This is a genomic window from Rivihabitans pingtungensis (assembly GCF_003201855.1).
Lineage (GTDB): Bacteria > Pseudomonadota > Gammaproteobacteria > Burkholderiales > Aquaspirillaceae > Rivihabitans > Rivihabitans pingtungensis.
In genome coordinates, this window is record NZ_QJKI01000008.1 from 71,611 (window position 1) to 89,443 (window position 17,833).

Genomic DNA, 17,833 nt, shown 5'->3' on the forward strand with positions numbered 1-17,833 from the left:
TCACTCACAGACCGCATTCAGGGCAGCGGGTAATCTTCACTCATCGGCTGCAAGACAACGCAGCGACACCCAAACCCCTGGGGATATGCCCCAAACCCTGAACGCTTGAGAGATAGAAGGATAACCGCCATGAACGCCAAGACCCTGACCCAATCCCTGATCGCTGGTGTGTTTGCCGTGTCCGCCGGCCTGGGCTTTGCCGCCGACGCCGCCAAGCCGGAAGCCAAACCCGCCGCCGCGCCGGCCCCGGCCGCTGCTGCTGCCCCGGCCGCCAAGGCTGAAGCCAAGCCGGAAGTGAAGGCCGAGGTGAAGAAAACCGACAAGGCCGAGAAGAAAGCCGTGAAGAAGGCCGAGCACAAGGCAGAAAAGAAAGTCGAAAAGACTGAAGCCAAGCCGGAAGCCGCCAAGCAGTAACCTCGCCTTGCCCACGCGCGTCGGACTGCCTCAGCCCGGCGCGCTGCGCTGAATCTTGACCGGAGATAGCCATGTCTGTTTGCCCGAAAATGCGCTGGGCCGCCTTGTGCCTGCTGATCACTACCTCATCTGCCTGGGCCGCCAGCCCGGACGTGCGCGCCGACCGCTTGGAGCAGCGCAGTCAGCAACAGGAACAGCGTGCCGACACCCTGCGCGCCCGCGCCGACCGCATCGACGTGGCGGATGCAAAGCATCCCAAGGTGGCCGAACGCCGTGAGCGTCGCCTGGAGCGCCATGCTAAGCACGCCGACCGGCGAGCAGACCGCCTGGAGCGTCGCGCCGATACGCTGCAATCGCGCTAAAAGTGCTTGAGTTTCCCTTATCCTGCTTGCGCCGCCTGTATGGCGGCGCTTGTGTTGGCGCATGCTGAGGCGCCAGGTGGCGGGCTGGCAATTGCCGGGGCGCTTGGTTACAGTGCAATGGCGAGCGGCGTGCATGCCATGCTGGTTTGCCGTCATTGCGCGCCATGTGACCGGAGTTTGCCCATGAAACCTTCTTTCTTGCTGTTCTCCCTGCTGGCGCTGGCTTCGGCGGGCGCCTGGGCGCAACGCCAGGGTTATCCACAGCCCAGTTATCCACAACAACATTATCCACAGCCGCCATCGGTACAGATCACCATCAATCCGGCGCCGGTGTATCAACAGCCCTATCGCTATGATTCGCGCACCGACCAATGGCGTCGGCCGCCGGGCTGGCACGAAGAAGCCCCCGGCCAGCGTCGTGGCCAACGCTATCAACACCCCAATGAAGAAACCTGGCAGCGTCCGCCGGGCTGGTATGACCCGCCGGCCGGTTCGCATCGTTAACACTGTCCATCCCCTGCTGGCCTGGTGACACGGCATGCGCACTGTCGGTGGCCAGCGTGCTGGCTGGACGATGGTGGCGCGGGGTTTTGCGCGGTGAACTTGCCGATGACATTGCCCCCCACGCCGGGCGCGAGCTTGTTACAATCAGGGCATCGTGAGACATCCACGAGTGTGCCGGCGGCCTGACAGTGCGCCTCTGGCCCGCGAACACCAGAGACGAAGCAGCCCCGGCAAGCAAGAGGGTATTCATGGTAGGCATTTTGATTGTGACGCATGGCAACCTGGGGGTCACCCTGGCGGAGTGCGCACAGCATATTTTGCAGCGCGAGCTGCCACACCTGGCGGTGATGGCGGTGGACAAGAACGACGACCCCGACCGCAAGCTGGCCGAAGCCCGCGAGCTGGTGCGGGGGCTGGATGACGGCAGCGGCGTGTTGCTGCTGTCGGATATTTTTGGCGGCACTCCTTCCAATATCGCCAGCCGGCTGATCGAGCCTGGCCGCATCGAAGCCGTGGCCGGCGTCAGCCTGCCCATGCTGGTGCGCAGCCTGTGCTACGCCGGGCAACCGCTGGAAACCGTGGTCAGCAAGGCGGTGACTGGCGGCCTGGAAGGGGTGATGTATATCGTGCCGGGGGATGCGCATGGCGCAAGTGCAAGTTGAAATCATCAATAAGCTCGGGCTGCATGCCCGGGCATCGTCGAAATTCACCCAACTGGCTGGCCGCTACGCCAGTGAAATCTGGATTTCGCGCAATAACCGTCGCGTCAACGCCAAAAGCATCATGGGCGTGATGATGCTGGCCGCCGCCAAAGGCTCGAAAGTAGACCTCGAAGCCCACGGCGACGACGAAGACGCCGCCCTGGCTGCGCTGGTGGCGCTGATCAACAACCGGTTCGACGAAGCAGAATAAGCACGTTGATACGGCACGTCGCCTCACGCGGCTGACGTGCGCTGTGCGTCCATGCTCGGGGACAGCAACACAATAGGGCATGCGCCGCGCAGCCAATGGGTTAGACCACCCAAGGCAGAAGCGCGCACCGCCAGGCATCCGGCTTGGTGAACCATAAAGATCGCGCTTCCGATAACAGTCTCGCAGGGGGAGGAAACGCCATGAGCATCAGTCTGCACGGCATCGGCATTGGCGGCGGCATCGCCATCGGACGCGCGCACCTGATTTCACAAAGCGCCGCCGATGTGGCGCACTACACGCTGGAAGCGCACGAGCTGCCAGCGGAAAAGCAGCGCTTTGAAACCGCCATCCGCGCCACCCGCAAAGAGCTGGAAATGCTCTGGGGCAGCATCCCGGAAAACGCGCCGGCCGAGCTGGGGGCGTTTTTGTCGCTGCACATCATGCTGCTCAACGACGCCACCATCTCGCGCGAACCGCTGAAGGTGATTGATGCTTTGCGCTGCAACGCCGAATGGGCGCTGAAAACCCAGTCTGACCAACTGGTGGCCCAGTTTGAAGACATCGAAGAACAATACCTGCGCGAACGCAAGCAGGACGTGCTGCAAGTGGTCGAGCGCATCTTCAAGAACCTGGCCGGCCAGAGCAGCGTGCTGCCGATGCCCGACCCGCTCAACGACGACGCCATCCTGATTGCCCATGACTTGTCGCCGGCCGACATGGTGTATTTCAAGGATTCCAGCTACGTCGCCTTTGTCACCGACGTCGGCGGCGCCACCAGCCACACCGCCATCCTGGCGCGCAGCCTGGATTTGCCCTCGGTCATCGCCACCCACAACGCCCGCCAGCTGATCAGCGAAGACGAAATCGTCATCGTCGATGGCATTCAGGGCGTGGTGATTGTCGCGCCCGACGAGCAAGTGCTGGCCGAATACAAACGCCGCCAGCGCGCCTGGCGCGAAGCGCGGCGCAAGCTCTCCAGCATCAAAAAAGCCAACGCCGTCACCCTGGATGGCGCGCCCATCGAGCTGGTGGCCAATATCGAACTGCCACAAGACGTCGAAGACGTCAAAGCCGCTGGCGCGGTGGGCATTGGCCTGTTCCGCAGCGAGTTTCTGTTTTTGGGCCGCGACACCTTGCCCTCAGAAGACGAGCAATTCGAAGCCTATCGCCAGGTGGTGGCCGATATGAAAGGCTTTCCGGTCACCATCCGCACCATGGACCTGGGCGCTGACAAAAACCCCAAATGGTCGGTGCATGGCGTCTCGGACAACCCGGCGCTGGGCCTGTGCGGCATCCGCCTGTGTCTGGCCGAACCGCAGCTGTTCCGCTCGCAGCTGCGCGCCTTGCTGCGCGCCTCCACCCACGGCAAGCTGCGCGTGCTGTTCCCGATGATCAACGGCCTGACCGACCTCAAGCAGGCCTTGGCCCAGCTGGACCTCGCCCGCCACGAACTGCGCAGCGAAAACATCCCCTTCGACGAGAAACTCGAAGTCGGCGCGATGATTGAAATCCCCTCCGCCGCGCTGGTGATCAACTCGCTGGTCAAGCACGTCAACTTTTTCTCGGTGGGCACCAACGACCTGATCCAGTACACCCTGGCCATCGACCGCAACGACGACGCCGTCAGCTCGCTGTACGACCCCACCCACCCGGCGGTGCTGTATCTGATTCAGCACACCATCAAGGCCGCCAACAAGGCTGGCCTGCCGGTGTCGGTGTGCGGCGAAATGGCCGGCGACGCCCGCCTCACCCGCCTGCTGCTGGGCATGGGCCTGCGCAAGTTCTCCATGCACCCGGCCAATATGCTCTCGGTCAAGCAAGTGGTGCTCAACACCCACCTGGATCGCCTGCACACCCTGACCGGCCGTATCCTGCGCGCCGACGATCCGGATAAAATCCACGACTTGCTCCAGCAGCTTAACGCGCTGGACTGCGCCGCCTGAGGCTGGCCGCTGGCGCGGCCGCCCTATTGGGGCGGCGCGCCCTCAACCTCAAACAGGCCCTATCGTTTTCATGCTGCAAGACGCCATCGACCCCGCCGCGCTCAAGCGCGTGCTGGTGATCAAACTGCGCCATCACGGCGATGTGCTGCTCACCTCTCCGGTGTTCACCACCCTCAAGCGTTGCGCCCCACAGGCCGAGCTGGATGCGCTGGTGTACGCCGACACCGCGCCGATGCTGCGCGGCCACCCGGCGCTGAGCCAACTGTTCACCATCGACCGCCACTGGAAGCGCGCCGGCCGCTGGGCGCAGCTGCGTCACGAATGGGCGCTGTTTCAGGCCCTGCGCGCGCGCCGCTATGATTTGATCGTCCACCTCACCGACCACAATCGCGGCGCCACCCTGGCGCGCCTGCTCAAGCCGCGCTGGGCAGTGGCCCCGGCCGGCAAAACCAGCCGGCGCTTCGCCAAGGCCTTCACCCACCGCTACCCGGTGGTGGGCGGCAACCGCCGGCACACCGTCGAGCTGCACCTGGACGCCCTGCGCCGCCTGGGCCTGCACGCCAGCGCGGCAGAGCGCGGGCTGGTGCTGTGCCCATCGACCGAGGCGCGCCAGCGGGTGGACGCCAAACTGGCGGCGCTGGGCCTGCCGGCCGGGCAGTTCATCCATATTCACCCCACCTCGCGCTGGCTGTTCAAAACCTGGCCCACCACGCATATGGCGGCGCTGATCGACGCGCTGACCGCGCGCGGCTGGCCGGTGCTGCTCACCGCCGCGCCCGACCCGGCCGAACTGGCCATGCTGGCTGATATTCAAGGCCGGTTGGCGCGGCCGGTGGCCAGCCTGGCCGGCGAACTGACGCTGGAAGAACTCGGCGCCGCGCTGCAAGGCGCGCGCGCCTTTGTTGGCATGGATTCGGTGCCGATGCATATGGCGGCGGCGGTGGGCACGCCCACCGTGGCGCTGTTTGGCCCGTCTGGCGACATCGAATGGGGGCCGTGGCGCACGCCGCATCGGGTGGTGCGCGAAGACCTGCCCTGTCGGCCGTGCGGGCGCGATGGCTGCGGCGGCGGCAAGCTCAGCGAATGCCTGAGCCTGATTGCCCCGGCGCGCGTGCTGGCGGCGCTGGATGAACTGTTGCAGGAGACCGGCCGATGACCCGTCTGGCGATTGTGCGGCAACGCTATAACCCCGCTGGCGGCGCCGAGCGCTTTGTCAGCCGCGCGCTGGACGCCCTGGCCCGCCAGGGCAGCCTGGACGTGACCTTGATCACCCGCCGCTGGGAAGACCACGCCGGCTACCACAGCCTGACCGTCAACCCGTTTTATCTGGGCAATGTCTGGCGCGACGCCGGCTTTGCCCGTGGCGTGCGCCAGGCCATCGCCCGCGAAGGCTTTGACCTGGTGCAGGCGCACGAGCGCATCCCCGGCTGCGACGTGTTTCGCGCTGGCGACGGCGTGCATCGCGCCTGGCTGGCCCGACGCGGCCGCGCGCTGTCGGCGCTGGGCCGGCTGAAACTCAAGCTCAACCCCTATCACCATTACATCTGCCGCGCCGAAGCGCGCATGTTCGCCGATCCGGCGCTCAAAGCGGTGATCTGCAACTCGCGCATGGTGGCCGATGAAATCCAGCAGTATTTCGGCCTGCCGGCCGACAAGCTGGCGGTGATTTACAACGGCGTGGACACCCAGGCGTTTCACCCCGGCCTGGCCAGCCAGCGCGACGCCGTGCGCGCCCATTGGCGCATCCCCGCGCAAGCGCCGCTGCTGGTGTATGTCGGCTCGGGCTTTGAGCGCAAAGGCGTGGCCGCCGCGCTGGCCGCCATCGCCCCGCTGGCCGGCGTGCATCTGCTGGTGGTGGGCCACGACAAACACGCCGCCCGCTACCAGGCGCAAGCGCGCGCGCTGGGCGTGGCCGAGCGGGTGATCTTTACCGGCGCGCAAAAAGACGTCAAAAGCTTTTACGCCGCCGCCGACGCGCTGATCCTGCCCACCCTGTACGACCCCTTCCCCAATGTCTGCGTCGAAGCGCTGGCCTGCGGCCTGCCGCTGTTCACCAGCACCGGCTGCGGCGCGGCCGAGTGGATTCGGTCAGGGGAAAACGGCTGGGTGCGCGATGCGCTGGACGTGGCCGGTTTCACCGCCGACATCGCCAGCTGGCTGCAAGCCCGCGCCGACTGGCCAAGCCTGCGCGCCCACGCCCGCGCCACCGTCGAGCCTTACACGCTGGAAGCGATGGCGGAAGAGTTGCTGGGGCTGTATCGGCGGTTGTTGGGGTAGGCGTGTTGGAGGGGGCTAATGCTGGGCGAGGTTGAATTTGGCGTCGCCCATGCCTGGCCAATGTGCAGCGGCAGGATAGCTGGAGTGGAATAAGAGCCGCTCACAAAACCCTCCTGGCGTCGTTGCCCGACCTTGCCGTACTTGTTGTACTGTCTACGGTCGTGCGCCTGGCCAGGAGCGCTGCGCTGGGTTTTGTGAGCGACTCGTAAGCGTCGCTAAATATCAGCCTGGCGCCCCCGACAGGAATCGAACCTGTAACTGCCCCTTAGGAGGGAACCAATACATCTACAAAAAACTATTGTGCCACATGTACTTACAGCGATCAAGTACGCTATCCTATCGAAAATGTTCCAAAATTGTTCCAAGTTCCACATTGGTGAGTTGGATGGATTAGAAAGGATAAGTCTCGATGGCTGGTAAGTTGATCACTGAAAGAACAGGTGTTTCTGGTGATGTGTCCTACCTGGTGCGCATCCGTGAAGCAGGTGTAGCTGTCAGCAAAACATTCAAACTTAAGAAAGAAGCTGAAAAATTCATCAGAGAAGTGAAGTCAAAGATTGATCGTGGTGAGTCTGTAGACATCACAAAAATCAAGAAAATGACTTTAGCTCAAATTTTTGATGAATATCTGAAGCACAACACCGTTTCAGAAGGTAAGAAGTATGACATTGAAAGATTAAAATTGGAAATTGGGAAAGTCCCTCTTTCCAACTTCAAAGCTGGTACCTTTGAGTTATACCTGAAAACCAAGCTGGAACAGATCATTCCTGACCAAGCCAAAAAGAAGAAAGCTCACCCACTTTACAAAGGTCATCAGGTTGTTGATGAAAAAACTGGTGAGTTGAAGAAGAAAACTTACAGTCAGAGTACGGTTCGTAAATATTATTACAGCATCAAAACTGCTCTGATGTGGCATGCCAAACATCATGATTACACTTTTGACCGAAAACCATTTGATGACAACCCACCTCCGAAAGCATGGGAACCAAGGGACCGGATTCTTGAGGCTGGTGAGCTAGATAGGCTACTAGATGCAACAAACAAGATGTATGTGAAGCAAGAAGAATGGAAATGCTTCATTTACTGGCAGTATTATTCTTGTATGCGTGCTGGTGAAAGTCTTCTTTTAAAATGGAATGAAATCCATTTAGATGAAGAAAATCCCCATTATTCATACATTTTTGTTCCAAAAGAAAACACGAAAATTGCAGATAAAAAGAATGCAGAAGATCGTAAAGTTCCACTAAGACCAGAGTTTTATGACTTCATCAAAAATCGATTGATGAAGTTGAAAAAAGATGATCAGCAACTTGTGTTTGGTGATTATTGGAAAAGTAGTTCAGTTCTTGGAAGTCGATTCAGGGTAATTTGCAAGAATGCTAAGGTTGAGAATTTTAAAATTCACGATTTAAGACATAGTGCAGTAAGTTGGTATTTTATCAATACAAGCCTAACTGATATTGAAATTAGTAAAATTTCAGGTCACATTGAACTATCAACTTTGAAGAGATATGCAACTTTGCGCCATAGTGACATTGGTACTAAATTGTGGGCAAATGCAAAATAAAAAAAGCACCTTCGGGTGCTTTTTATGCCTGTTTGCTTTCTTGAATCTGATTGAATTCTTCTTCTGTGATTTGCTCGCCATCAATCCACCATTCTTTATAGCCATTGCCAAATTCAACAGCAGGACCATCTTCACGATGATATTTGCCATTGATAGACCACTTTTTAACAGTACCAAGTTCTGTTTCTACAAGGTCAATAGCTGGTCCATCAGTGCGATGTAAACGGTCACTCAAAAGCCAATGTTTGTTGCCATTTATCCATTCAATGGCAGGTCCATCTTCACGATGAATCTTGCCATTTTTATAGTAAGTGGTTGTTTCTGAATTTGTGATTATTCCATTTTGTTTCATATTGTCTCCTTTGTTTTTTTCTTTCGATTGCCAGATGATAAAAATCATATAGCTTTAAATTTTAGAACGTTTATGATCCTTGACGGTTTTAACATCATCTTGATGAGCCAGAAATTTTTCTTCTAATTTTGCTTTTAAGAGAATTTTGTCTATTTCTTCATCGGTCAAGTCACCAACAATATCTTTAATAAATCGTTCGTATCGTTGCAATTTTGTGTAAGGGTTTTTTGTGTGTTCACTTACAAATGCTTGTGAGACACCTACCTTTTGGGAAATCTCTTGTTGTGTCATTCGTGGTCGTGTGACAAACAATCTAACTACTTCTCTGATAAGTGGTTTGTATTTTTTCGCTTTGGCAATACCACCTTTCCTTCCATTTTCTGCCATTATTTCTGAATAATCCATAATTCTCCTTGCTAGATGATATTTATCTTTTAGCAAATAAAATGGAAGAGTCAAGTCACTTTTTAAGTTTATTATGAGTGCTGCTTTTGAAAGATTCTTTCAATTTTTTAATTCTTTCAGCAGCAACAGCAACGCCAATTTTTTGTTCGAGACTATCAGCTTGTGATTTTAAAGCTTGAGCCTTAGCAGGATTCTTACAATTACTAATTTGAGTTCTAAGATCATTCAGTTGTGATTGCATCCCACCAATGGAACTATCGGAACTTGAACCACCAGATGAAATTATATCTGATGATGTTGGCGCATTATTAGAACCAGCAGACCCAGATTTACTACCTGATGAAGTTGAAATACTAGCTGTAATCGGCTTGATTTCAATCTGTTGTGTATCTGATGTTGCTTGAACTGTTTTAGTTACTGGAACTTCTTTTTCAACAAGAACAGGTGTCATACTTGTAGAACCTGAACCTCCAATACTGCCAGTTCCACCACCATCATCGGCAGGTTTTTCTCTCTTATCACCATAAACACGATCCTTGTTTTTTCTACCAAAAGGTTTAGAAATCAATTTTTTGTTGAACTCTCTCCTGGATTTTGTAAGTCTTTCAAGTGTAGCTCTTACCTTTTCAAAATCAGAATCATTTAACTGCTTTTTGAAATCAGCATTTTTTGTTTGATGATCAATTTTAATTTTTTTGAAGTCTGCACCATACTCATAAACAGGACCTTTTAGGCGAAAAGCTTTTTCACTGCCATGAGGTTTTAGCGAAATGAATTTATTATTCACTCTTGTGATTTCTCCAAAATTCTCAAGGCAATCACATAACTCTTGTCTGCTTGAAATTTTTCCATTGATGATCTGGTGTGCAACATAATCAGATACTTCATCTTTAGTTGGTTTATTTTTACGGAATTCATCAGCAGATTTTGAATTAGATTTTGGTAAAATTTTTCTTTCAAATTTTGATTCAGATGCTTTGATTGGATCAGGTACAACCTGGTCGTAACCCAATTGATGATTAATATAGGCATCAAAAGCATCCTTAAAATCCTCCTTAGCTTTACCTGGCGGAAATGGGTTCATTTGGCGCGAAGTGGTCAACTCAGCCAACGGGATAACATAATTTAATTCGATGTTTCCTTTGTCTTCATGAATATTCCAGTAATCAACATAGTTCACTCCCGGTTCAAGTCCCGCCATAAATGTTTTACGAAATGCATCAACTATTTTTTGTAGTTGTGCATCAGTTGGCTTTTCTCCATCACGAAAAGATAGAGTTCCAGAAACATATTTATGTTTTCTTTCGATGGAATCAGCGACAACAAGACATTCTTCTGCACTACCTGCAAAATCTCTGGGCTTCACACTTCTTTTAACATTCTTATGATCGAAATCACTTTTTAAGTAGTTAATTGCATCTGCAATTGAGCCAGTTCCATTATCGTTGATTACATTTATCATTTATTTCTTTGTGAATTCATCAAGAAATTTTTTCTTAATTTCATCATTTTCTTTGAGAGCGATTGCCAAATCCTTCAAAAAAAGTCTTGCTTCTTGTGTAGTAAATTCTTTTGTTGAGTTTAATTTTTTTGCAATCTGATTTAATGCATTTCCACTTCTACTTAACTCTGAAAGTATGTTTCTAGTTAAATTTTTATCTTCTTGTTTTTGATCCCAGTAAAGATCAATCTTAGTTTCATCACCACCAAAAATTTTATTTCTAACGAACTGTGCAACTGAATTAAAGTCTGATTTTTTCCATTCAGATTTCAATGCATCGTGTTCAATTGGTGATAGCTTTACATCCAAAGAGTAAGTTCTTTTGAACTGATGATCATCGGCATTACCGTGACGACCTGGGTGTTTTTTTGGTTTAACTTCATTGCTCATGTCTGCTCCTTTTCTTATTGTTGTTGAGCTTTTACAGGGTTCTAGGGCAGCGCCCTAGCGAGAGATAAATCCATCGGTTAAGCCCATTTATGGGATTAAGCCCGTATGGTTTATTAGTCTCGCTTTTTTGGATTTTAAAAAAATCACTCTTTTCAAGTTCCTTAATTTTATTCTACAAAATTAAAATTTAATGTCGAATTTTTTTGTAAAAGTCGATAGCAGATAAAATCAGAATGCTCTCTTGCTTTTGCTTTCCGATTTTGTAGGATAGTAAAAACAAGGAGATAATTATGAAAGGATGCCAAAAGAAAACTGCATTTATTCGCAATGAAGATGCTGAGTGGATTAATGATTTTTTGATTGGTGCAGGTCAATCCGATAACTTCGGAATGGTTGTTAGAAATGCAGTTAGTGAGTATGTGCAGAGAAAAAAGCAAGCTCGTGCAGCAGTTTACTTCAAGTTCATTGGTGAAGAAAATTGCAAAATATTGGAAGAGTATGCAAATGAAACTGGTGTGGATTTAGAAAAATTAATCAAGGATACCTTGATACAAAAATCAAAATTTGTTGCAAAACAAAAGGAAAATCATAATGATAATAACAATTGAAAGCTGGCATCAGCTTATGGAACTTCATCATCAAAAATCTATTGTTGAAGCAAAAATAAATCATATACTCAACTGCATTAATTGGTTGAAGTCTAATGAAGCCACAGAAAAATCAAAAGAGCAAATTAGTGAGTTAAAATCAGAAAGAGATGATTACTTAGAAATTTTTTCTTTAATCGAACAGTTATCTGATTTGATCTATAAAAGTGTCTCAGGATGCACAACAGAAGAAACTTTAATTGAAATTGATGTTGAAATAAAATCAATAAAAGAAAGAATAGAAGAGATAATAAAAAAGAGGTTGGCAAAATGAGAGAATTGTTATTTAATGGGTTTGTTGAGAGGATGAAATTTCAGTTATCAAAACCAATGACTGATAGTGAATTTTTAGACTTGTACAAAAATTTAGAAAAATTTATCAGCAAATTTCCTGACAGAAAAGAGCAAATAGAAAATGAATTTTTAGGAAATATGATATTAGAAAATTACTTCCTCTATTTTGAAATGTTGAAAAATAAAAATGCAAATCTCCCCGGCTGATGCCACCCCCCAGGGGGTTCATGAATAAAAAGGTGTCGTAGCACCTTCTACACTACGTGATCCACTTTGCAGGAATAGGGTTTAGTCAACGAGTAGAAAATAAAAAAGCACCCGAAGGTGCTTTTTATTTAGATATCTTTTTTGTTCTTCTTATCGTTAGTTTTCTTTGCTTCATCTTCCATTTCTTGAGTAAATTTCTTGGCTTTTTCAAGAGTCGAAAAACACTTCAGGATTTTATTTGAACCGTTTTCCCTAACACAATATCTGACTCGAAAATTAAGAGATTCTACATTTTTTTCATTACCATGTTCATCTAAAGGGTAGAAGTATTCTCTTGAACGAAGGATTTCAAAGCTCATAGGTTTCTTTCTATTTCTGATGATTGCAAAAATTAATTTCTTCTTCATATGCTATTCTCCTTTTTAAGAAGAACATATGAAGTTGATGCCAGAAGTCAACTATCTTATCATAAATAATTATGGTGAACTAGTCTTTTCATCGACCTGCTTTGTTTGTGGTTCAGATCCTGGACCATAAACAAAGTAGGTGCTCCCAGCCGGGAACGTTTGCGTTATGCTCTTCTGGAATCAAGGAGAAGCGATGAATACAGGAATCAGAATCAAGTCTCTCAATGGTGATACCTTCACCTTGTCCACCAAGTGAAGATGAAGACAAGAACAAGATTGCCAAGTAATAAATATCATCTGGCAATAAAAAAGCGCCCTAGGTGTTTTTCATTTATCTGCTATTGATTATATTTTCTAATTTGTTATAATTGCATCATAGCTGGTTGTTATTAGCGATGAACTAAACCGCATTTTTGATTGATGAGAGCACTAATTCCGCAACCAAGCTGCTCTAATTTTGACTCCTTTTCAGGTGTCTACTTTGATTTTGCCTTTGGCAATCAAAACAATCTTCTCCACAATCTTCACAATGTGGTGTCTATCGGCTCGCTTCAAACCATGTAGAAGTGATGCTATGTGCTGTGCCTGGTCATCTGGTGCAGGACTGATACCAACAAGCAGTTCATCAAGACGGCATTCAAAGAATTCAGCTATTGCTATTAGTTTGAGTAATGGAGGTTGTGTTTTACCTCGCTCATACTCACTGTAAGTCTTCTCTGTGATGTCTAGATGCTCTGCTACTAACTTTTGTGTGTAGCCGGTTTCCTCTCGCTTTCGCTTGATGCTTGCACCGATCATCTTCAATCGTTGTTCGTTCTTGTCCATGCCGTAGCCCTCCTAGTGGTTGGGTTCAGTATACTGGTGAAAGGTTCAACGATCCACCAGGTAGAGAGCTACCTGATAATTATCATCTGGCAACAAAAAAGCACCCTTGAGGTGCTTTTTTTTAGTCAAACAAGGCATGTAGCTTTCGTTTGTCTTTGCTGCTCAAGCAATTCATCAACATTGAGTAGTTATCATGAACCGTCTTGATGATTTCCTTGTGAAGATGGTCAAAGTCTTCAGAGCCCATGAACTTGATGACACTTTGAGGATTTTTAGGGATTCGTTTCAACCTCATTACTGCTTCGACCATGAAGTAGCTATTGAAAGCGATCAAGGTTTCCTTGATTTGTTCATCACGATTGAACATCATCTTCTTCCATACCTCAATCAACTTTTTGCCATCCCTTGTTTTGGCAAAGTCAAATAGAGGTTTTCCCATTCCGTTGATGCAATATTGAAGGCATGTAGTAGTAGTCATTACACACCACCTTTCTGAACTTCAATTTGAGCAGCTAATTTTGTACGTTCAGCACAAAAGTTAGTCAACATTTCTTCAAAGTTCTCAAAAAGAAGTTTTTCTACAAGATCAACGATTTTGTCTTGGAATTCATCACTATCAAGAAGATCACCATGACCAGCTTGTTGGATAGCTTCACAAATCTCTAGAGTTTGGTAGGTACTAAGAAAAGCAACGGCTTTTTGATAATCATCCATACCTTGGGTCTTGGTGTATAGCCGTTGTGCATAATCTGAGTAAAAGAATTCAGAGAATGAAACAAGACCGTATGGGATGAGTTTTACAGGAAAAGCAAACTGAGATGATTTTGATTTTTTAGACATGGTAATTCCTTTCATAAGTAAGTTTATCTATTGCATGTTGAACCCTCCTAGTGATAGGCAATTGATGGGTGATCACTTTTAATTGAATCTTCGTCGCTGTATTGTGGAAAGGATTATGATCCTCAATGAGAAATTCGAAAACGCGGTGAGATGTTGGGACTGGAACTCTGGGGTTGGATTGTAAAAAATACCTTATGGTGCTTGACAATTTAAAATTGTTCATTATATTTACAGGTGAACGAAATAAAATCTCCCAAAGATAATTATCTTGTTCATAAAAAGCAGATGTATAAACCATCTGCTTTTTTTGTTTTACACATTGACAATATAAATTTTTTGATTAAATTTATTAAACCATCTCTCCATCTAGTTTAAGAATCACTCCGATTCTTGAGGTGCAAATAAAAAGGCAAGTTAAATACTTGCCTTTTGTTTTTTGTTTAGTAATCTAATTAAACAACTAGAAAAATAATGGAGAGATAGTATGTATAAAATATTGTATGTCTTACTAGCAATGCTACTTCCTGGGATGGCATTTGCAGGGCCTTTTACCCCAGTATCTGATGACATCAGTGTGAAAGTCATCAATCAGATTTTTGGTGGTTTAGTCAATGGTGGTAATGATGCTTTTGCTGGTGCAATATCAACATTTAACGGTGCAGTTTTGATTGTAGGTGGAATTTTAGCCACATACACATTGTTAGCAGGAACTTTAGGAACTGCGCATGATGGAGAAATGCTTGGAAAGAAATTCTCATCAGTTTGGATTCCAATTCGTTACGCTCTTGGAACTGCTTTAGTTCTTCCAGTCGTGGGTAATGGTTACTGCATCATGCAACAGTTGGTGATGTGGCTAATTCTTCAAGGAATCGGATTGGCTGATTCTGTATGGGATTCATACATGCAAACACCAGGTGTAGCAGCAAATTTAAGTGTCAATAAAAATACTCAAGACAAAATTAAAGCACTTGCTGAAAACATTTTTATGGCTCAAGTGTGTGTTAAATCCAATGCTTATGGTGTTCAACACTCAGACAGTATTCTTACTATTGCTAGTAGATACAACTACAGCATGGTTTATGATAGTACAAAGCGTGTTTATAACTTTGGTGATCAAAAAGGTCTTACATCTGGTTGGACTACAAATGATTGTGGTGAAGTGAATTTTGGTGAATTAATTCCAAATTCAACTGTGGCTGCTGGTCCTTCCACAACTAACACCGGGCATCTTGGACCTTTAGATAATTTATTTGCAGCAACAGATATTCAACCAATAAATAAAGCACATGAAACAGCTACTGCTGCTTTAGTTGCAAGCATGGGAACTGCTGCTGATTCATTGATGGGAAAAGATACTTTAGATGCAGCAGGTGCAGCCGATATTTATAAACAGATTGATGCAGCATCAAAAACCTATCTTGATTCAATAAAATCAGCAGCAACATCAGTTGCAATGTCACCTAGTGACACAACCAAAACTGCACATCAGTATGGTTGGTTCATGGCTGGTGCTTACTTCATGAACACAGTAGTGACTAACAATAAAATAACAAATGCAATTGCAGGTGTTCCAGATAGTAAATTTGCAAAATCAGCATTCAATGATGATGCTGAAGCTACACAAGCATTAGGATTGAAAGTTTTGGCTTCTGGAAACCCTGATTATGGTTCTGCTGCTAATGCTATCAATCAGAAACAAACTATTGAGAGTTCAAGAGAAACAGAAGAACTTGGTTGGTCTGGTCGTATTGTTAATGCAATAACTCGTGGATTTACTTCAATTGATTTGTATCAGTTGAAAAATGACACAAGACATCCAGTAATTGTTATCAATGAGATGGGTAACAGACTTCAAGCATTATGGACAGGTTTAGTTGTTACATTACTTGGTGTGAGTGCAGCAGCAGGTATTGCAGCACTTTTAAAATCTTCAATCGCTACAACAGTAAGCAATATGTTGTTAGTTATTATTGGTTTCCTTGGTTTGCCAATTGTAGCATTAGCAGCTACATCATTCACAGCAAGTTACTTGATTCCAATGCTACCTTTTATGATGTGGCTTGGAATATTAGGTGGATGGTTGATTGCAGTTGTTATAGCAATCCTTGCTGCGCCACTATGGGCGATTATGCATCTTCATCCAAATGGTGATGATTTAACTGGTCGTGGTGGTAACGGTTACATGATGGTTCTTAGTTTATTATTAAGACCAGCATTAGCAATTTTTGGATTTATTGCTGCAATCACAATCTCATCTGTGATGGGTGAGTTCATCAATAAAGTGTTCTTCCAGGTGTTTTCATTCAGTCAAGGTGATGGTAAAGGATTGGGCTTCTTCATTGGTATCATTGCTGGAACTGCAATCTATGTTGCGATAATGTTCTCTTTTGTAAAGAAAACTTTTGGTTTAATGCATGTCGTTCCTGATGAATTGATGAGATGGATTGGTGGTGGCGGTGATCAGCTTGGTCACTATGCTGGAAAAATGGGTGAAGGTTCAACAGGTACTGTTGGTGCAATAGCTGCATTTACTGCTGGCCGTGGTTTAAGTCAGAATTTACAAAATACAGGAAGACAATTGAATGATCTTGGAAAGGCTCATTCTGCAACTGCGAAAAACAAAGAAAATGAAAATCAGAATAAAAAAATGCAAGGATTGAAAAACGATAAAGAATTTAATGATTTCAAAGAAAAACTTGATAGCAAGTTTGGTCCTGGCACCGGAGAAAGAATAGCATCAGCAATGGGAATTACCGCCGATAATATAGATAGTTTTGATAGTCAAGAAAAAATGTACTCTGTTGAAAGTGCTATGAAATCTCTTGAACCATACGGATCTGAAGCTCAAGATAAATTCATTGGTGCATTAGAAAAGGCATCTTTCAGTGGATTCTCTAGTCATGGTGGCAGTGCTAAAAATGCATCTAATGAACTTTCACAAGGTGTTGTTAGTGGTGAAATTTTAAGTCAAGCACAAGCACAATTTGGAAGTAATGGAGAGCAGTATTTAGCAACCGTTGCAGGTGATGGTCATGGAGGAATTGACAATGCAAAAGCGCAACGTGCATTATCTGATTTAGTAAAAGCTAAAGATGTTCTTGGTTCAAATTTTAGTTATGTGTTCAATGAAGCTGTTAGCAATCATGGTAGTAATGCTGCTGCTATGACTGCATCTATTGCTAGTGCTTATACAGCAGCTAAATCAGGTGGTGATGTTGGTGGAACTACTGGAACAGTAGTAACTGCTGAAAGCATCCCTGATAGCCAATTTGAAATTCCAATGTTCAATCCTGCAACCAATGAAGTTGATTATCCAGCAGCTAAATCAGGTGGTGATGTTGGTGGAACTACTGGAACAGTAGTAACTGCTGAAAGCATCCCTGATAGCCAATTTGAAATTCCAATGTTCAATCCTGCAACCAATGAAGTTGATTATCCAGCAGGAACAAATAGATCAGAACAACATGTTAAAATGGAAATGGATTTAACTCCCACAGAACCTGTACAAATTAAATCTGACTCTGATAATAAAATGTAAAAAAGCACCTTCGGGTGCTTTTTATTTTGAACTACTTAAAATTATTGAGTAAAGCTCTTTTGCTACTGATTCTCTTAAAAGATTAGCTAATACTACATCTTTACCTTTTACAGTCGCCAAGATTGCACCAACGCCACAATTAACATCTATTTGAATATTTGAAATATCTTTAAATGCAATGTTGTGTTTTTTTAAAATCAATCCGTCACCTGGCTGTACAAGAAGTTTTTCTTTTACCTGAACTAAGTAAAATGCAATCACTAAAACAAGTGGAATTGGTAGCAAGATAATTCCTATTAATATAAAACACAATGGAATAACAATGGCACAACTAATGATTGCCAAGATGCCAAGGATTAAACTACTTCGTTTATAATTTACTTCAATCAAGCCATCATTGTTGGTGGTTAAATTTACACTTCCTTTAATTGTTGTTTCCATGAAAATC

22 protein-coding genes are annotated in these 17,833 nt (G+C 46.9%); 13 read left to right on the plus strand and 9 right to left on the minus strand.

The window, feature by feature from the left end:
- Positions 1-129: 129 nt before the first annotated feature.
- The 9 genes from DFR34_RS08110 (at position 130) to DFR34_RS08150 (ending at position 7,979) form a co-directional block, all read left to right on the plus strand.
- Positions 130-414: a hypothetical protein gene (locus DFR34_RS08110; RefSeq protein WP_110390650.1), complete on the plus strand. Its 285-nt coding sequence runs from the start codon at positions 130-132 to the stop codon at positions 412-414.
- Positions 415-485: 71 nt separating this feature from the next.
- Positions 486-776 carry a hypothetical protein gene (locus tag DFR34_RS08115; RefSeq protein ID WP_146215088.1) on the plus strand — a complete coding sequence of 97 codons (291 nt, stop codon included), beginning with the start codon at positions 486-488 and terminating at the stop codon, positions 774-776.
- A 183-nt stretch (positions 777-959) separates the two neighbouring features.
- Positions 960-1,280, plus strand: a complete 321-nt coding sequence (locus DFR34_RS08120) for a hypothetical protein (RefSeq protein WP_110390652.1) — start codon at positions 960-962, stop codon at positions 1,278-1,280.
- 248 nt (positions 1,281-1,528) lie between these two features.
- Positions 1,529-1,942, plus strand: a complete 414-nt coding sequence (locus DFR34_RS08125; protein WP_110390653.1) for a PTS sugar transporter subunit IIA — start codon at positions 1,529-1,531, stop codon at positions 1,940-1,942.
- Positions 1,923-2,192, plus strand: a complete 270-nt coding sequence (locus DFR34_RS08130) for an HPr family phosphocarrier protein (protein WP_110390700.1) — start codon at positions 1,923-1,925, stop codon at positions 2,190-2,192. The genes DFR34_RS08125 and DFR34_RS08130 overlap by 20 nt, the downstream gene beginning before the upstream one ends.
- A 200-nt stretch (positions 2,193-2,392) precedes the next feature.
- Positions 2,393-4,135, plus strand: coding sequence for a phosphoenolpyruvate--protein phosphotransferase (gene ptsP / locus DFR34_RS08135; RefSeq protein ID WP_110390654.1), 1,743 nt, complete (start codon positions 2,393-2,395; stop codon positions 4,133-4,135).
- Positions 4,136-4,205: 70 nt separating this feature from the next.
- Positions 4,206-5,291: a putative lipopolysaccharide heptosyltransferase III gene (rfaQ, locus tag DFR34_RS08140; RefSeq protein ID WP_110390655.1), complete on the plus strand. Its 1,086-nt coding sequence runs from the start codon at positions 4,206-4,208 to the stop codon at positions 5,289-5,291.
- Entirely contained in the window at positions 5,288-6,412 is a 1,125-nt protein-coding gene (locus DFR34_RS08145; protein WP_110390656.1) for a glycosyltransferase family 4 protein, read from the plus strand. The genes rfaQ and DFR34_RS08145 overlap by 4 nt, the downstream gene beginning before the upstream one ends.
- Positions 6,413-6,821: 409 nt before the next feature.
- Complete coding sequence (locus DFR34_RS08150; RefSeq protein WP_110390657.1) at positions 6,822-7,979, plus strand: site-specific integrase; 1,158 nt, start codon at positions 6,822-6,824, stop codon at positions 7,977-7,979.
- A 22-nt stretch (positions 7,980-8,001) separates the two neighbouring features.
- Here DFR34_RS08150 and DFR34_RS08155 read toward each other — a convergent pair whose 3' ends face one another.
- The 4 genes from DFR34_RS08155 to DFR34_RS16820 are packed head-to-tail and all read right to left on the minus strand — an operon-like array spanning position 8,002 to position 10,627.
- Complete coding sequence (locus DFR34_RS08155) at positions 8,002-8,379, minus strand: hypothetical protein (RefSeq protein WP_211309336.1); 378 nt, start codon at positions 8,377-8,379, stop codon at positions 8,002-8,004.
- A 6-nt stretch (positions 8,380-8,385) separates the two neighbouring features.
- The gene (locus DFR34_RS16815) at positions 8,386-8,736 is read right to left on the minus strand and encodes a hypothetical protein (protein WP_146215089.1); all 351 of its coding nucleotides are present in this window, start codon (positions 8,734-8,736) and stop codon (positions 8,386-8,388) included.
- A gap of 55 nt (positions 8,737-8,791) precedes the next feature.
- Positions 8,792-10,198, minus strand: a complete 1,407-nt coding sequence (locus DFR34_RS08160; RefSeq protein ID WP_110390658.1) for a relaxase family protein — start codon at positions 10,196-10,198, stop codon at positions 8,792-8,794.
- On the minus strand, positions 10,199-10,627 hold the full coding sequence (locus tag DFR34_RS16820; protein ID WP_146215090.1) for a plasmid mobilization protein: 429 nt from the start codon (positions 10,625-10,627) through the stop codon (positions 10,199-10,201).
- 290 nt (positions 10,628-10,917) lie between these two features.
- Here DFR34_RS16820 and DFR34_RS16825 point away from each other — a divergent pair, with 290 nt between their 5' ends.
- Genes DFR34_RS16825 through DFR34_RS16835 form a run of 3 tightly spaced genes read left to right on the plus strand, consistent with a single transcriptional unit; the run spans position 10,918 to position 11,775 of the window.
- Positions 10,918-11,235, plus strand: coding sequence for a hypothetical protein (locus tag DFR34_RS16825; protein ID WP_146215091.1), 318 nt, complete (start codon positions 10,918-10,920; stop codon positions 11,233-11,235).
- The gene (locus tag DFR34_RS16830; protein ID WP_146215092.1) at positions 11,219-11,548 is read left to right on the plus strand and encodes a hypothetical protein; all 330 of its coding nucleotides are present in this window, start codon (positions 11,219-11,221) and stop codon (positions 11,546-11,548) included. Before DFR34_RS16825 ends, DFR34_RS16830 begins: the two co-directional genes overlap by 17 nt.
- Entirely contained in the window at positions 11,545-11,775 is a 231-nt protein-coding gene (locus DFR34_RS16835; protein ID WP_146215093.1) for a hypothetical protein, read from the plus strand. The genes DFR34_RS16830 and DFR34_RS16835 overlap by 4 nt, the downstream gene beginning before the upstream one ends.
- A gap of 128 nt (positions 11,776-11,903) precedes the next feature.
- Here DFR34_RS16835 and DFR34_RS16840 read toward each other — a convergent pair whose 3' ends face one another.
- The 4 genes from DFR34_RS16840 to DFR34_RS16845 all read right to left on the minus strand — a co-directional run bounded on the left by DFR34_RS16840 (position 11,904) and on the right by DFR34_RS16845 (position 13,847).
- A complete protein-coding gene (locus DFR34_RS16840; RefSeq protein WP_146215094.1) occupies positions 11,904-12,182 on the minus strand; it encodes a hypothetical protein in 279 nt (92 codons plus the stop codon).
- A gap of 468 nt (positions 12,183-12,650) precedes the next feature.
- A complete protein-coding gene (locus tag DFR34_RS08165; protein ID WP_110390659.1) occupies positions 12,651-13,007 on the minus strand; it encodes a helix-turn-helix domain-containing protein in 357 nt (118 codons plus the stop codon).
- Positions 13,008-13,128: 121 nt separating this feature from the next.
- A complete protein-coding gene (locus tag DFR34_RS08170) occupies positions 13,129-13,485 on the minus strand; it encodes a hypothetical protein (protein WP_211309337.1) in 357 nt (118 codons plus the stop codon).
- On the minus strand, positions 13,485-13,847 hold the full coding sequence (locus DFR34_RS16845; RefSeq protein ID WP_146215095.1) for a hypothetical protein: 363 nt from the start codon (positions 13,845-13,847) through the stop codon (positions 13,485-13,487). The genes DFR34_RS08170 and DFR34_RS16845 overlap by 1 nt, the downstream gene beginning before the upstream one ends.
- A gap of 484 nt (positions 13,848-14,331) precedes the next feature.
- On the opposite strand from DFR34_RS16845, the gene DFR34_RS08175 reads away from it, so the two are divergent.
- On the plus strand, positions 14,332-17,385 hold the full coding sequence (locus DFR34_RS08175; RefSeq protein ID WP_110390702.1) for a DotA/TraY family protein: 3,054 nt from the start codon (positions 14,332-14,334) through the stop codon (positions 17,383-17,385).
- 21 nt (positions 17,386-17,406) lie between these two features.
- On the opposite strand, the gene DFR34_RS16850 is transcribed toward DFR34_RS08175, so the two are convergent.
- Positions 17,407-17,826, minus strand: a complete 420-nt coding sequence (locus tag DFR34_RS16850) for a hypothetical protein (RefSeq protein ID WP_146215096.1) — start codon at positions 17,824-17,826, stop codon at positions 17,407-17,409.
- Between the last annotated feature and the right edge of the window lie 7 nt (positions 17,827-17,833).

What these genes read in the sequence shown, in the direction of transcription:
- DFR34_RS08110 (WP_110390650.1), top strand. Translation starts at nt 130, where the DNA reads ATGAACGCCAAGACCCTGACCCAATCCCTGATCGCTGGTGTGTTTGCC.
- DFR34_RS08115 (WP_146215088.1), top strand. Translation starts at nt 486, where the DNA reads ATGTCTGTTTGCCCGAAAATGCGCTGGGCCGCCTTGTGCCTGCTGATC.
- DFR34_RS08120 (WP_110390652.1), top strand. Translation starts at nt 960, where the DNA reads ATGAAACCTTCTTTCTTGCTGTTCTCCCTGCTGGCGCTGGCTTCGGCG.
- DFR34_RS08125 (WP_110390653.1), top strand. Translation starts at nt 1,529, where the DNA reads ATGGTAGGCATTTTGATTGTGACGCATGGCAACCTGGGGGTCACCCTG.
- DFR34_RS08130 (WP_110390700.1), top strand. Translation starts at nt 1,923, where the DNA reads ATGGCGCAAGTGCAAGTTGAAATCATCAATAAGCTCGGGCTGCATGCC.
- ptsP (WP_110390654.1), top strand. Translation starts at nt 2,393, where the DNA reads ATGAGCATCAGTCTGCACGGCATCGGCATTGGCGGCGGCATCGCCATC.
- rfaQ (WP_110390655.1), top strand. Translation starts at nt 4,206, where the DNA reads ATGCTGCAAGACGCCATCGACCCCGCCGCGCTCAAGCGCGTGCTGGTG.
- DFR34_RS08145 (WP_110390656.1), top strand. Translation starts at nt 5,288, where the DNA reads ATGACCCGTCTGGCGATTGTGCGGCAACGCTATAACCCCGCTGGCGGC.
- DFR34_RS08150 (WP_110390657.1), top strand. Translation starts at nt 6,822, where the DNA reads ATGGCTGGTAAGTTGATCACTGAAAGAACAGGTGTTTCTGGTGATGTG.
- DFR34_RS08155 (WP_211309336.1), bottom strand. Translation starts at nt 8,379, where the DNA reads ATGATTTTTATCATCTGGCAATCGAAAGAAAAAAACAAAGGAGACAAT.
- DFR34_RS16815 (WP_146215089.1), bottom strand. Translation starts at nt 8,736, where the DNA reads ATGGATTATTCAGAAATAATGGCAGAAAATGGAAGGAAAGGTGGTATT.
- DFR34_RS08160 (WP_110390658.1), bottom strand. Translation starts at nt 10,198, where the DNA reads ATGATAAATGTAATCAACGATAATGGAACTGGCTCAATTGCAGATGCA.
- DFR34_RS16820 (WP_146215090.1), bottom strand. Translation starts at nt 10,627, where the DNA reads ATGAGCAATGAAGTTAAACCAAAAAAACACCCAGGTCGTCACGGTAAT.
- DFR34_RS16825 (WP_146215091.1), top strand. Translation starts at nt 10,918, where the DNA reads ATGAAAGGATGCCAAAAGAAAACTGCATTTATTCGCAATGAAGATGCT.
- DFR34_RS16830 (WP_146215092.1), top strand. Translation starts at nt 11,219, where the DNA reads ATGATAATAACAATTGAAAGCTGGCATCAGCTTATGGAACTTCATCAT.
- DFR34_RS16835 (WP_146215093.1), top strand. Translation starts at nt 11,545, where the DNA reads ATGAGAGAATTGTTATTTAATGGGTTTGTTGAGAGGATGAAATTTCAG.
- DFR34_RS16840 (WP_146215094.1), bottom strand. Translation starts at nt 12,182, where the DNA reads ATGAAGAAGAAATTAATTTTTGCAATCATCAGAAATAGAAAGAAACCT.
- DFR34_RS08165 (WP_110390659.1), bottom strand. Translation starts at nt 13,007, where the DNA reads ATGGACAAGAACGAACAACGATTGAAGATGATCGGTGCAAGCATCAAG.
- DFR34_RS08170 (WP_211309337.1), bottom strand. Translation starts at nt 13,485, where the DNA reads ATGACTACTACTACATGCCTTCAATATTGCATCAACGGAATGGGAAAA.
- DFR34_RS16845 (WP_146215095.1), bottom strand. Translation starts at nt 13,847, where the DNA reads ATGTCTAAAAAATCAAAATCATCTCAGTTTGCTTTTCCTGTAAAACTC.
- DFR34_RS08175 (WP_110390702.1), top strand. Translation starts at nt 14,332, where the DNA reads ATGTATAAAATATTGTATGTCTTACTAGCAATGCTACTTCCTGGGATG.
- DFR34_RS16850 (WP_146215096.1), bottom strand. Translation starts at nt 17,826, where the DNA reads ATGGAAACAACAATTAAAGGAAGTGTAAATTTAACCACCAACAATGAT.